Origin of the sequence: Flavobacterium ginsenosidimutans, assembly GCF_037478105.1 — a bacterium.
GTDB lineage: Bacteria > Bacteroidota > Bacteroidia > Flavobacteriales > Flavobacteriaceae > Flavobacterium > Flavobacterium ginsenosidimutans.
The window spans coordinates 4,058,559-4,073,606 of record NZ_CP147988.1; the positions used below are offsets into that span (position 1 = coordinate 4,058,559).

Annotated in this window: 5 protein-coding genes and 1 pseudogene; 3 read left to right on the top strand and 3 right to left on the bottom strand. The window is 38.3% G+C overall.

Translation table 11 applies throughout. The features are described 5' to 3' along the window. Window positions 1-99 precede the first annotated feature (99 nt). From V6624_RS17790 to V6624_RS17800, 3 genes are all read right to left on the bottom strand, one after another. Window positions 100-1,842 (bottom strand): RagB/SusD family nutrient uptake outer membrane protein, encoded by a 1,743-nt coding sequence (locus V6624_RS17790; protein ID WP_338839584.1) that lies wholly within the window; start codon window positions 1,840-1,842, stop codon window positions 100-102. 15 nt (window positions 1,843-1,857) lie between these two features. Next, on the bottom strand, window positions 1,858-4,827 hold the full coding sequence (locus tag V6624_RS17795; RefSeq protein ID WP_338839585.1) for a TonB-dependent receptor: 2,970 nt from the start codon (window positions 4,825-4,827) through the stop codon (window positions 1,858-1,860). 176 nt (window positions 4,828-5,003) lie between these two features. Continuing rightward, window positions 5,004-8,702 carry a two-component regulator propeller domain-containing protein gene (locus V6624_RS17800; RefSeq protein ID WP_338839586.1) on the bottom strand — a complete coding sequence of 1,233 codons (3,699 nt, stop codon included), beginning with the start codon at window positions 8,700-8,702 and terminating at the stop codon, window positions 5,004-5,006. 403 nt (window positions 8,703-9,105) lie between these two features. Between V6624_RS17800 and V6624_RS23735 the strand changes: the two are divergent. From V6624_RS23735 to V6624_RS17810, 3 genes and pseudogenes are all read left to right on the top strand, one after another. After that, window positions 9,106-9,213 (top strand): annotated as a pseudogene (locus tag V6624_RS23735) (SprB repeat-containing protein); the annotation flags it as partial. 87 nt (window positions 9,214-9,300) lie between these two features. Continuing rightward, complete coding sequence (locus V6624_RS17805) at window positions 9,301-13,572, top strand: T9SS type A sorting domain-containing protein (protein ID WP_338839587.1); 4,272 nt, start codon at window positions 9,301-9,303, stop codon at window positions 13,570-13,572. A gap of 29 nt (window positions 13,573-13,601) precedes the next feature. Then, window positions 13,602-14,921, top strand: a complete 1,320-nt coding sequence (locus tag V6624_RS17810; protein WP_338839588.1) for an OmpA family protein — start codon at window positions 13,602-13,604, stop codon at window positions 14,919-14,921. Window positions 14,922-15,048: the final 127 nt, after the last annotated feature.

The following is a 15,048-nucleotide window of genomic DNA, read 5'->3' on the forward strand; positions in this document are numbered from 1 at the left end:
GGGTTTTATAAGCTTTAAAATCTCCCTGTTTTAACAACTAAGCGAAAGGAGACTGCCTTAAGCAATAGGCAGCCTTCCTATAAAACACAAAACAACTACTTAATATCCTTTATTTTGAACTAAATATCCTGGTGTGTTAGACGCTCCATCAATTGCTACTTGAGGAATTGGGAACAGTCTTTTGTTTACATCTGTATCTGATTTTTCAGTCCATTTATCTTCGAAGTGACTGAAACGAATTTGAGTGTTTCTTCTTAAACCTTCCCAGTAAAATTCGAATCCATATTCTCTGTATAAAATATTCAAGTTGATAGATGCAAGCGCAGCAGGAATTGGAGCTCGTGCCGTTCTTGAAGTTCTTACTGTATTCATATCAGCAAGTGCACCAGCGTTATCTCCTTTTCTCAACTTAGCTTCAGCACGCATCATGAAAATTTCAGCATATCTCAATAAAACCATGTCTACACTACTGTAGTAATTTCCGTCAGGTGAAGTATGGCTAAATTGGTATTTAGAAACTCTATATCCAGAAGCGTGTGTACTTCCTTCGTTTGTAAAATCAACTTTCAAAGTAAGGTTAACATAACCCACATTTTTGTCTGGTCCGTTTCCTTTAATTTGTTTAACTGGGTAAATTCTGTATCCAGTATCACATTTATAAAATGCTCCATTAGCATCTTTTCTAGCAGCCCACGGAATACCTCTCAAAATTCCTCTATCAATTTCAAACTCTTCTGCTTTTACACAGTAGTAGTGATTCTCATCATTTAAAGGAGAAAGTCCAGTAAGATCTTTTAAGTTATCTGGCACTTTTGCATTGTTTTTATAAAATCTTGAATCAGCATCAGCAGGATCTACAGATCCGTAAGCGTCAACCCAAGTTTGATAGAAATCTGAAGTAATAGCTGGTCCGTCAGTTCCGTCAGCATTAATAGATTCAGGTCTTGGAAACATTGATCCTGGAATAGACCAATAAGCCCAACGGTTGTTTTCGTCTTTTAAAACTCCACGCTGATCAATTGCAAAAATCAACTCTTTGTTAGAGTTATTATCATCATCAAATAAGTCAAAATATTCAGGAGATAAAGTAAATTTTCCTGAGTTTATAATGTTATCTGTGTACTTAATAACTTTATCCATATCAGCTGATGTGAAATTTGGTGTTCCATAAGGATCACGGTAAACAGCAGCATTTAAATTCAATCTTGCAAGAAGTCCCCAAACAGCAGATTGAGTCATTCTACCTGGTCCTTTATCTGTGTTAATTACATCAGCAACTGACAATAATTCATTCTCAATGTATGTAACAGCGTCTTGTCCTCTAAGGATTTCTGAAGTTGCAGCCGATGATTCTTTTTTGAATACAAGTCCCCAGCTGTCTAAAGTCATCATATTTAAATATGCTCTTAAAGCTTTCATTTCATAAAGCGCTCCTTGTGCTTCAGTATTTCCATCTGCTGCAAGCGGAGTTAAAACTTCAATAGCAGATAATGTTCTTGAAATATTTTTAGTAAGCTCATTCCAAGTACTTGTAACCAAGTCATTTGTAGGTGTAGTAGTATGTGCGTGAACTGCTAAATATTTACCTCCATCGTACCAGTCTGTTCCTCCTCTGTAAGGTAAAATTCCTTCGTCACTCGCAATTAACTGTAAACCAAAATTGTTAGTATGGATCCAAGTTGCTTTTAACTGACCGTAAGCTGGAGCAATTGCACCACTTATCGCGTCTGCCTGTCCTCCTCCATTCAAGGATTCGTCCAGCACTTTTTCTTCTAAATCTGTACAGCTCCAGGTAAATAATAAACCAATTGCAAGAGCTGCTACTATTATTTTATTTTTCATGTTATGTTTTTTTTGTTAGAATGCTACATTTAAGCCAAATACAATCGTTCTGCTTCTTGGGTAACTGAAATAATCAATTCCGAAAGATTGAATATCACCAACAGATGTTCCTGTATTAATTTCAGGATCATAACCGCTGTATTTTGTAATTACAAATAAGTTTTGTCCTGTAACTGAAAGACGAATATTATCCATCGCATCGCCAAGTCCAACTAATTTTGGGCTTAAATTATATCCTAGAGTAGCATTGTTTAATCTTAAGAAACTACCATCTTCTAAATATCTTGTAGAAACTGTATTCGAGTTAGTCGATGATTCATTTAAATATTGAGTAGCTCTATCAGTCGTATTAAAAGAGTTTGCTAAACTTCCTCTGTTGAATGAAGTCATTGCAACGTGGTTGTAGATTTTGTTTCCACCAGCACCATTGAAATTAAATCCTAAATCTAAATTCTTGTATTTAAAGTTTAAATAGAAAGCATAGATGTAATCTGGTAAAGCGCTTCCTGCAACGATACGGTCATCATCAAGAATTTGTCCATCTCCATTTGTATCAGCAAATTGGTTTAAACCATCAGTACCAATTCCTATAAAATCAAGCATGTAGAAAGAACCAATAGGCTGTCCGTTAAGTACACCGTTGATAGTAGCTCCAGATTGTCCTCCTCCTTGTGCACCACCTGTAGTTAAAATTTTATATGGAGAATTTTCTACTTTATTGTTTGTGAAAGAAATATTTCCACCAATGTTATATGAGAAATCTTTGCTTTTATCACTGCTGTAATCTAAAGCCACCTCAATACCATTGTTTTTGATCTGCATATTAGGAATATTTGTCCAATATTTTGATGTTGGCTGAATTGGATCTGTAGGCGCAACTTCTAATAAAATATTTTCTGAAACTTTGTTAAAGTAATCAACAGTACCTGATAATCTATTATTGAATAAACTAAAATCTAATCCAATATTTGCTTGTGTTGAAACCTCCCATTGGATATTTGGATTAGCCAAACGTGTATAGATTGAACCATAAGGATATCCGCTCAAATCTGTCGCAGAAGGATCTAATGGGTAAGTATCGTTTCCTGTGTTACTTTCAGTATAACTTGCTTTTGTAATTTTTGAAGGAATCTCTTGAGAACCAGTTTGTCCCCAGCTTGCTCTTAATTTAAGATTATTAAGTGTTTCTGATTCCTTTAAAAAATCTTCTTTCGTAATATTCCAACCTAATGCTACAGATGGGAAATATCCGTATCTATTGTTTTTACCAAATTTAGAAGAACCGTCAGCACGCATTGTTGCTGTTACTAAATATTTGTTGTCGAAAGCATAATTTAATCTTCCAAAGAAAGACTGAAGTTCATTTTCTACTGCAGAAGAAGATTGCGTTGTACGCTCACTTGCGGTTTCGATCTGATTTTTTGGTTCTACACCATTATCAGGGAATCCAGATAAATTATAGCTTTTTTGATTTACTTGAATTTTTTGGTAAGATTGACCAGCTAAAACCGTAAAACTATGTGCTTTTACATTGAAATTATACGTTAAAGTATTCTCGTATAAAGTATTGTTGTTTGTAGTAATGATATTATTCAAAGAACCCAAAGTTGTATTTGTTGCCGATGAATAAGGCAATACCTGAATGTCTCTTTCAGACATAGAATAATCTACACCTAGATTAAACTTATAAGTTAATCCTTTGATAAATTCATAAGATGGTGCGATATTAGCCAAAATACGATTGTTGTTCGTAATATCTGAGTAAATGTTTTGACTGATCAATGGATTCAAAACATCATTGCTCAAATTAGTATTTGGTTGTCCATTAACATAAACCGCATCAGTTGGGTTCATTGTCAGCATATTTCCAACTACTGTTCTAGCGTCTGGTCTAGAGTTCTCTAGTTTTGTTCCAGTCAAATTGAAAGCCACATTAAATTTATCATTTAATGCTTTTTGAGTTAAATTCAAACGTCCAGAATAACGCTTTAAATCACTATTTTTTAGAACACCTTCCTGATCATCCATACCAACAGATGCAGAATAAGTAGATTTTTCTGTTCCTCCGCTCATCGATAAATTAACGTTTTGAGAAACTCCAGTTCTTGTTAATTCATCTTGCCAATCTGTATTTGCTCCTCCGTCTTGTAAATTTCCATTTACCGACGCAACTGCTCTTCTAAATTCGTCAGCACTAAAAACATCAACTTTGTTCGCTAATGAAGAAAAACCAGTTGACATAGAAAGATTGATTTGACTTCTTCCTTTTGAACCTTTTTTAGTTGTAATTACCACAACTCCATTTGCAGCTCTAGAACCGTAAATTGCAGAAGCTGATGCATCTTTAAGTACGTCAATACTTTCAATGTCTTGTGGGTTAATGAAGTTTAAAGGATTTGAAGCAACACCAGTATTACTGTTATCTAAAGCAAATCCATCTACTACATAAAGAGGAGTTGTACCAGAACGTAAACTTCCAACTCCACGAATAATAATATCTTGAGTAGCTCCAGGCTCACCGCTAGAAGCGACAACGTTAACCCCGGCAACTTTACCTTGAATCAATTGTCCTGCATTGGCCACTACTCCTTTGTTAAAACTTTCACTTTTTACAGAAGAAATTGCTCCAGTTACATCAGATCTCTTTTGAGAACCGTAACCAACAACTACTACTTCATTCAAAGTACTAACTTCTTCTGCTAGAGAAACAGTTAATTTTTGAGTACCTGAGAAAGAAACCTCTTTAGTTTTAAATCCTACATAAGAAAAAACTAAAATACCGTCATTTTGTTGAGATTTAATTTTAAAATTCCCATCAAAATCAGTTGTTACTGCGCCTTTAGGTTCTCCTTTAATATAAACAGAAACACCTGGTACAGGCACTTTTTCAACATCAGAAACCACGACTCCTGATACATTTATCTGCCCATAGGAGTAAGACATACATCCAAAGGCAAGAAGTAATAATGCATAAATTTTTTTCATTTAAAATACTTTTTTTGTTTTGCCAAAAGTATCTTAACGACACCTCCAAAGGGAGGATTTTTGTTATTCAAAAGAGGACTTTTAATTCAAATTAGGATAGAATTAACAGTAAAAAAGGGGAATTTTGCACATTAACATTGACCTAACTTTGCGCAAATACAGGGCTAACAAAAATTCTAAACCGAGTACTCTTTAAACTCTTTAAATTCTTTAGGAGTTTTCCCAAAATACTTTTTAAAAGAACGTCCAAAGTATTTTGGATCATTATAACCGCATTCAAAACTTATTTCAGATATGTTCAATCTCTTTGTTTTTAATAAAACTTCTGCCTTTTGTAATCGAAGTGACATTAAAATATCTGAAGGAGATTGATTTAAAGTTTCCTTGAATACGCGATAGCATTTTACTCTAGAAATTCCCAATTCTTCTACAAGCACTTCTACATTAAATGACGGATTATGCAATTGTCTTTTTATTATTTCTAAGGCTCTTCTTAAAAGTCTGTCATTGGCTGTAACGTGTTCGTTATCTCCTGTGAGAATTTCAAAAATTTTCTCCTGAATTTTATGCTCTCGAAGAGGTTTTGTACTTTGATTAATCAAACTGTCAATTTTTTTTCTGACGAATGATGCACTGGCAGGAAGCTGAATGTGGGTTTCGATGCCAATTTCTAATAATTGTTCGTTCAGTTCGTAATTAATGTCTTCTGAGATATAAATCATCGGAATTTTAATATTCGAACTTTCTTTATTCAATTTTAAAAAATCAATTAGCTTTTTAGAGAATTCTGTTTGATATAAAACCAAAGCTGAAATATCAATTTGTTTCATTATTGAATTCAGATTGAAAATAGAATTTTCAAAAATCAAATTGAAATTTTCACTTTCCAAAACCTGACTCGCAGCTTGATTGTTATAAGAATCTCCAAAAACTAGAAGACATTTTTTATCATCAGAAAATTGATCTGTCGAATTAAAATTTTTCCAAGAAATAGTTTCCTTAAAATTAACATCAGGATCAACAACTTCTATTGGAATTTGTAAAGTGATTTCAAAATCTTCTTCTTCAGATGAAATTAATTCTCCTTCCAAATCTTGCAGTAAAACCTGTAAGGCTTTAAAATAGGGACTGTAATGTGAAATATTATACCAGTTCTCTTTTAGAATTACACTATCTGAAATTGCTTTAATCTCTACAAAATTATTTTTGTGAGTAATTGAAATATTTAAAGTACTGTCTCTGTCTGAATATTTACTTAAATCATTAAAAAAATATTGCATAGAAAGTTTTAAACGTAAAACATCTACCGAAGCAAAACAATTCGAATTATCTATTTCGCAATTAAAATTGACTTCATTTAGCTGCAAGTCTTTCTTTAATTTTTCGACATTGTTCTTAAAAACAGGAAACAAACCTACAGGCGATTTTTTTATTGGACCAAGATCTTTTACATGTTCCAAATAATTCCATTCCGAGATTAGTTTCACCAATTTCCCCGATTGTACTATTAAATCCCGATGCGTTTCTGTATCTTTTTTAAATGCGCTCGATATTTTGATAATTTTGGATATTGGTTCCTGGAATTCTGCCAGCATAAAAGTTTTAAACTTTTCTATTTCAAAATTTTCTTTTTTTAAATTGCTGTGAAGAATAAGAAGTTTTTCTTTCTGTTCTAAAATCTTTCTATTTTTTTCATCCAATTCTTCATTTACCTGCTCCATTTCTTTTTTCTGGTTTTCAATCACAGCTGTTCTAGCGGCAACAAGTTCTTCGAGATAAATTTGCTGAACAAGAGCCGCTTTGTTTTTGACGTAAACCACAATAATAGACATAAGCAGTATAAACCCTGACAAGAGCATATAAAACATTATCGATTCGTAAAATGCTTTTCCTATATGAAGTGAAAAAAATACCGGTTCCGGTTTTCCTTTTCGTCCTTGCTTAATCACAAAATTGTAATCGCCAGAAGAAAGATTAGAATATTCTATTTTATTGTTGGCAGGTAAAAGAATCCAATTTTCATCTTTCCCTTCCATTTTATAATAGATCTCATATTTGCTGTTTCTTGGGAAAATTATTGGTATAACTTCAATTTCTAATGCATTATTACTAAAACTTTTTTCAATTGAAGCCATCGAATTTTCAACGCCATCGATTTTCAATTTAATTTTTGCTTTCGAGTTATTAGTATGAATCGTACTTGGATTAAAATAATTAAGTCCTTCTACTCCTCCAAAAAACAAATTCCTTTTAAGATCTTGATAATATGCTCCTTCAGAAAATTCAGTTGCCTGCCATCCGTGATCTGGATTATAAGCCGTAACAGTAAACTTTTTTTTATCAATAGAAGCAATTCCCTTTGTTGTACTAATCCAAACCTTATCGCCGGTATCAATAAGTCCATAAACCATGTGACTTGGCAATCCTTCTAATTCTGTAATGTTTTTTAAGATTCCTGTTTTTTTATTAAAAATGCTCACGCCTCCCAAAGAAGCAATCCAATAATTATTAGATTCATTGTCTACAAAAATAGAATAAATACTGTTTCCTAAGATTCCTTCCAGAGTAGTAATTCTTTTTAAAGAATGAGTAGATAAATTAAACAGAATTACGCCATTATTCTCGGTAGAAATAATAAGATTCTGATTGTCTTTTTTGACATTTCTGATATGATATTTACTTAATAACTCCTGCCCTTTAAAATTTTCAAACTTTTCCGTTATCAAGTTAAATTTAGCCAAACCTCCCCAACATCCCATCCAAAGCTGTTTATTTTGATCCTCAATTATAGAATAGCATCTATTGATAGAAACTTCTTCTATATTGGAAGTTTCATAGCTAATAACTTTATTGTCTGAAATACGGAGAATTCCTTTATAAGTTCCCGCCCAAATACTTCCATCGCTCGAAGTAAATAAGCTTCGAATTCGTTCCCAGTCTGGATTAGAACTTGCTTTATCTATTTTAAATTTCTCAAAAAAATGATTTCTGTCGTTATAACAGTAAAGCCCTCGTGTATAATAACCCAGCCAGATTTTTCCTTTAGTATCTTTGGTTATTGCCCTAATTGTTTCGTCTGGAAGATTCGGTTGTTTTAAAGGATGCGGTACAATTGAGTTTATTTTCTCTGAACCAGTAAATGCCATACTCAAACCTCCGTCTTTCTGACCCAACCAAATATTCCCAAAGTCGTCATTGTGGAGTGTTTCTATTTCGTTATTTTTAAAAGAATATGGCGCATATAAATCTGCTGTAAGATGTTCTATTTTATTTTCGTTTGTAATAATGAACAATCCGTTTTCACGAGTAGCAAACCATATGTTTCCCAATTTATCTTTTAGAACATCATTAATAATAAGTTTAGGATATTTTTGAAGTAAAATATTTTTTAGATTACTGGTATCCGTTCTCTTGACATTATTTGAAGCTATTTCAACAAAAGATTTATTTTTATATTCGTAATATGCGGTATTTGTTTCTATTACAATATTCCCTTTTTGAGATAAATAAACGTTTTTTGGAGTAGTTTTAAACTTAAATTCTTCAAATTCATTATTTCCAAGATAGCTGTTCACATGACCTTCTTTTGTCATGATCCAGATTTTCCCAGATATATCTTTTTTAAGTTTAGTAATATAATTACTGGAGATTGTTTTTGGGTTATTAAAATCGTTTTTAAAAACCTTAAAATTATACCCATCAAAATAATTTAGACCGTCCCAAGTAGCAATCCATAAGCCTCCATCTCTATCGCTTTCTATATCCACTACAGAATTGTTAGATAATCCTTGATTCGTTGTAAAATTTTCAAATTTTATCTGTTGCGCGAATGAATTTACTGTCAAAAGTAAAAACATTATAAATATTCTGTTCATTGTATGTTATTTAACACGCAAGTATACTATCCTGAGTTTATTCAAACATAAATTTTACGTTAACTAAAAAAAACAATAATCAAAGTAAGTTATCAATAATGATAGACATTGTCGAGCTACAAATAAGATATAAATTTTACAAGTCAGAATCTTACAAAAATATTTTTTGCAAGACTGCAAAATAATCCAGTTTTAATATAGCATTTTAAAACTGTAGCTAAACAAATATAGAATAGAAAAGAAGTACAGATTTTATTCTTTAAATGATATTTTAGAGATTCAAGTATGATTGGAATAGTCCAAAGCAACTGCCAGCGGTCTTCAAGCGGGAACATATACGGTAACAGTTACTGACGCCAATAATTGCCAGGCTGCACAAAGCTTTACCATTGCAGAGCCTGCTATTCTATCGGCGTCAAAATCACAGACGGACGTTTTATGCAATGGCGGAGCGACAGGCACAGCATCTGTCACTGTCTCTGGCGGTTCAGGCAACTACACCTATTCATGGTCCCCTTCAGGAGGAACTGCAGCAACAGCAGCAGGCCTTACTGCCGGAACCTACACAGTAACTGTTGCAGATGCAAACAGCTGCCAATTGACGGAATCCTTCACCATTTCCCAGCCAGCTGCTCCATTAACCGCTACCACTTCCCAAATTAACGCTACCTGTTCAACAGGCGGACAGGCAGGTGTATCACCCTTTGGCGGCACACCAGGCTATAGCTATCTTTGGTCGCCAGGAGGCGAGACAGCACCTATCATTACAGGTAAAGCGGCAGGTAATTACATCTGTATAATTACAGATGCAAACGGATGTTCCATTACCAAAAACTTCACAATCGGTACAGCCAACACTCTAGTTGCCAGCACCGCTCAAACCAACGTACTATGCAGCGGCTCATCAACCGGAAGCGCAACAGTGATCCCATCCGGAGCTCCAGGGCCATTTACCTATGTCTGGTCCCCTTTCGGAGGAAACAGCGATACGGCAGTGAATCTTAGCGCAGGAAACTATTCTGTAACGGTCACTTCTTCAAACGGGTGCTCCATTGCCAAGACTTTTACAATTACTGAACCCTCAGCAATCAGCGCAGTTCCGGCGCAGACAGATGTCACCTGCAATGGGGGAAATAACGGATCTGCTTCTGTAGCCGTAACTGGCGGAACAGGCGCCTACACCTATTCATGGGCTCCATCGGGAGGGACTGCAGCCACAGCGACTGGCCTATCTGCCGGAACCTATACCGTTACCATAACAGATGCCAATTTATGCACCAAGACAGAAAGCTTTACCATAACAGAACCTGATGCAATTACGGCTGCAATATCTAAAACCGATGTTTCCTGCAATGGCGGAGCTAATGGATCTGCTGCTGTAGCTGCTTCAGGCGGAACCGGTTCGTACACATATGCTTGGGCTCCTTCCGGAGGGACTGCCGCAGCCGCTTCCGGGCTTTCTGCCGGGACATACACTGTCACCATAACAGATGCAAATGGATGCTCTGCAGCAGAAACGGTAACTATAGATGAACCGGCTCTGCTTGCCGCTTCAATAGCAAAAACAGACGTTTTATGCAGTCAGGCAGATAACGGCACGGCTACAGTAACTGCCTCTGGAGGAACAGGCCCTTACACCTATTCATGGTCACCATCTGGAGGAACTGCTGCAGCTGCAACGGGTCTTTCTCCTGGAACTTATACTGTAACAGTTACAGACGCAAATGGATGCTTCATAGCACAAACCGTTCAGATTACTGAACCTGCCGCTCTCTCTGCTGTAGATTCACAGACAAATGTTTCCTGCAATGGCGGTAATGACGGATCTGCTTCAGTAGCCGTAACTGGAGGAACTGGCGCTTATACCTATTTATGGGCTCCATCTGGAGGAACTGCTGCAACAGCAGCTGGCCTTTCAGCTGGAACTTACACAGTAACCATTACAGATGCTAACTCCTGCTCTGCTGTTAATACAATTACAATTACTGAACCTGATGCTTTAGCATTAACTGCAACTTCAACCGATGTTTCATGCAGCACAGGCGCTAACGGATCTGCTTCTGTAGCCGTAACTGGAGGAACTGGAGCTTATACCTATTCTTGGGCTCCATCTGGAGGAACTGCTGCTACTGCAACAGGCCTATCTGCTGGAAATTACACTGTAACAGTTACAGATGCCAATTCCTGTTCAGCTAATGCAAATGTTATAATAAATGAACCTACTGCGCTTACTGCTTCAATATCTAAAACTAATGTTTCCTGCAATGGAGGCACTAACGGATCTGCAGCAGTAAGCGTTACAGGAGGAACTGGCGCATATACTTACCTATGGGCTCCTTCTGGAGGAACTGCTGCTACTGCATCTGGCCTTATTGCCGGGACATATACTGTTACTGTAACAGATGCCAATTTATGCCAGACAACTGAAACGGTAACCATAGACGAACCGGCTGCACTTACTGCTTCAACAACAAAAACAGACGTTTTATGCAGTCAGGCAGATAATGGCACGGCTACAGTAACTGCCTCTGGAGGAACAGGCCCTTACACCTATTCATGGTCACCATCTGGAGGAACTGCTGCAACAGCAGCTGGTCTTGCTCCTGGAAATTATACTGTCACCGTTACCGATGCAAATGGATGCTTCATAACAGAAACTATTCAGATTACTGAACCTGCTGTTCTTTTAGCGGTAGATTCACAAATTAATGTATCCTGCAATGGCGGTAATGACGGTACAGCTTCAGTAGCTGTTTCTGGAGGAACCGGGTCTTATACATACTTATGGTCGCCTTCTGGAGGCACTGCTCCTACAGCAGCTGGCCTTTCAGCTGGAACGTATACTGTTACTGTTACCGATGCAAACTCATGTTCTACTGATAAAACTATCACAATTACAGAACCTGATGCTTTAGCATTAACTGCAGCTGTTACAGATGTTTTATGCAATGGAGGATCTGACGGATCTGCTTCTGTTGCCGTAACTGGCGGAACAGGTGCCTATACATACTTATGGGCTCCTTCTGGAGGAACTGCTGCAGCTGCAACGGGTCTTGCTCCTGGAAATTATACTGTCACCGTTACCGATGCAAATGGATGCTTCACAGCACAGACTGTACAGATAGCAGAACCTGCGGCTCTTTCGGCAGCATATGCACAGACAAATGTGTCCTGTCATGGCGGTAATGATGGATCTGCGACAGTAAACGTTACAGGAGGAACTGGCACTTACACTTATTTATGGGCACCGTCTGGAGGAACTGCTGCAACGGCGTCTGGCCTTTCTGCCGGAATCTACACCGTAACCGTAACAGATTCAAACTTATGCTCTACTGCTAATACCATTACAATTGCAGAACCAGATGCTTTAACTCTTGTTACGGCCGTTACACAGGTTTCATGCCATGGAGGAAATAACGGATCAGCTATAGTATATCCTAGCGGCGGTTCTGGCTCGTACACCTTCTTATGGTCTCCATCTGGAGGAACATCCGCCATTGCAACGGGGCTTTCTGCCGGAACCTACAGCGTAATCGTTACAGATGCCAATTCTTGTGCCGCTGCTATAGATGTTGTAATAGCTGAACCTGCCAATCCTGTCAGTTTGAACACTTCAGCCGTATCTGGAATAACCGCAGCTGGCGCATCTTTATCCGGCACTGTATCTTCAGACGGAATAAATGCAGATACAGGAGAGTGTCTGACAGAAGCCGGTTTTGTATATGCTCTGCATACAGATCCTACTACAGCCGATGCTAAAATAAATGCTGCAAGTGCGTTAGGAACATTTACCGGTTCTTTAGCTGGACTTAGAGGAAACAGAACCTATTATGTCAGAACTTATGCGGTAAACAGCAGTGGTTTTGTCAATTACGGAAACGAAGTCAGCTTCACTACAGAAAAATATACCCTTACTATAACTGCCAGCGCAGGACAGACAAAAGTATATGGAACTGCCGATCCTGTCTTTGGCTATAAATATTTAGGTCTTGCCAACGGAGACGCTCCGTCAGTAATTGCTGGACTGCTGTCCAGAGATGCCGGAGAAAATGCAGGAAAATACAATATTAAACTGGGAACAGTTAGCGCCGGTGCAGATTATATCATTGTTTTTGAAGGTGCTGAATTTGAAATTACTAAAGCAGACCAGACGATCACTTGGGACCAGACCTTAGAATTTGGCTGTTCCGATTCCAATTCTCTAGCCCTGACTGCCACAGCAGACAGCGGACTGCCGGTTTCCTATACCAGTGCAGACCCTGCATTGGCTGCAGTTACAGGAACAGCCTTAAATATAGCTGGAGCTGGAAGCACGACCATTACCGCTGTGCAGAATGGCGACCAGAACCATAACCCTGCTGTGGCCGTTGTCAAAACCATCGAAATAAGCCAGTCCGGGCTTGTTGTGCAGCAGTGGGCAAATGTCCTGTTCTTTGACAACAGATCAAACAATTATGTGGCCTGGCAATGGTACAGAAACGGAGCGGCCGTTTCCGGTGCGACCCGCCAATACTATAGCGAACTTCAGCCTTTGAATGGAACTTACCATGTGATTGCAAAAGACAGAAATGGAAACTCGATCAAATCGTGCCCGATTGAGACAGCCGGAACAGTCTTCACCAAGAAAATCAAGATTTTTCCAAACCCGGTTAAACCTGCAGGTGAATTTACCTTAGAGTGCGATTTCAGCGAATCCCAGCTAAATGGAGCCGAGATAGCTATTTTTGACATTACGGGAAAATTAGTGCAGACCATTTCAAATGTAAAGGCAAGCACCCAGATCACCGCTCCTGCGCAGGCTGCCATTTATGTTGTGGTCCTTAAGCTGGCCGACGGGCAGATAAAAACAATCAACCTATTGGTTAAATAAAAATGGGGTCCAATTTAAATTTACAGGAAATGAAGATTAAAATCACTATAGCCGTATTGGCACTATTTAATATCTCGATAGAAGCGCAGGAACTTAATTTTAAGATTAACGCAGGCCCCTCTGGAATCCTTTATGACAGCAGCATCGGAGACGGAAAACTGAAATTTGGCGGAGGAATAGGTGTCGGGTACACCTATTTCTTCAGCGGCCACTGGGGAATTACAGCTGGCGTTGATGTCACATACAGCCAGAACAGCTTTGGACTGGATAACGGAACCACAATCTCAAGCTATGAGGTTGATGACCAGACCTCCGCTTTCGAGTATCGGGTTACGCCGACCAATTATAAGGAAGACCAGCATTTTATTTCTGCTGCGATTCCCCTTATGATGCAGTACAGAACATCAATTGCCTCACAGACAGGATTATATTTTGGATTCGGGGGAAAAATCCTCTTTCCCGGAAAGCAGACCGTAAAAGCTTCGGCATCCGAACTGCAGCTGAGCGGCTATTATCCTGACGTGAATCTTCTGGTTGACGATCTGCCTTCCCACGGATTCGGAAAAGTAACCGATTGGCAGGATAAGACAGCCGTAAGCCTAGACCCTGCTTTTCTATTAAGTGCCGAAACAGGCCTTGCCTTCAGATTAAAAGAAAGGACACAGCTTTACACAGGCATATATATTGATTATGGCCTGACTGATCTGGCAAAAGAGACTCCCAATGCAAATATCGCGGCATACAGTCCGAACGGAATTGACAATATTCAGGCAGACGGCACGGCCGGAAACAGAAAAATAGTGCAGGAAAGCCGCTACTTTTCTGCGGGGATCCAGCTGAAATTAGGCTTTTCTTTAGCTAAAGGCAGACCGGAACCTGTGCAGGCGAAAGCGGAACCGCCTGCACAGACGCAGACGGCTCCAATTCAGCAGGCGGCTCCCGCACAGCAGAAAGCTGTCCAGGCTGCGCCAGCCAGAAAAGAGCTTACTGCCGAGGAAAGGAGCTACATCGAAAAGCAGCCCCTTGCCTTCCAGGAAATCGGAAGCGCAAAAGTAACTCCCGAACTGGCTTCGAGACTGGATAAAATCGCCGAGATACTAAAAGCAGATAAAGATGCAGAGCTCAATATTACCGGATACACCTGCGATATAGGAACCCAGCAGCGAAATCTTGAAATCGGGATGAAGAGAGCGCAGGCTGTTTCTGATTATTTACAAAATAAAGGAATAGAATCCAGCCGAATGCATCTCTTCTCTAAAGGGGAAAGCGAACCTCTGGTCCCTAACACGCCTGCTGAGAACAGGCCGCTTAACAGAAGGGTCTCACTGGTATTAGTAGACGGAAAATAATCCTACCTTTCTGCAGGATCAAATTGGTTTCCATCTAAAGAGTTATTTTTTAAAAACTCTTAAAAAAAAACGGAATATACCCTGCAAGCAAGGCTATGAAAAAGCCAGATTAATTTCTGGCTTTTTT

Bases quoted from the DNA above. Each gene is read 5' to 3' on its own strand.
- V6624_RS17795 (WP_338839585.1), bottom strand. From the start codon at position 4,827: ATGAAAAAAATTTATGCATTATTACTTCTTGCCTTTGGATGTATGTCT.
- V6624_RS17790 (WP_338839584.1), bottom strand. From the start codon at position 1,842: ATGAAAAATAAAATAATAGTAGCAGCTCTTGCAATTGGTTTATTATTT.
- V6624_RS17800 (WP_338839586.1), bottom strand. From the start codon at position 8,702: ATGAACAGAATATTTATAATGTTTTTACTTTTGACAGTAAATTCATTC.
- V6624_RS17810 (WP_338839588.1), top strand. From the start codon at position 13,602: ATGAAGATTAAAATCACTATAGCCGTATTGGCACTATTTAATATCTCG.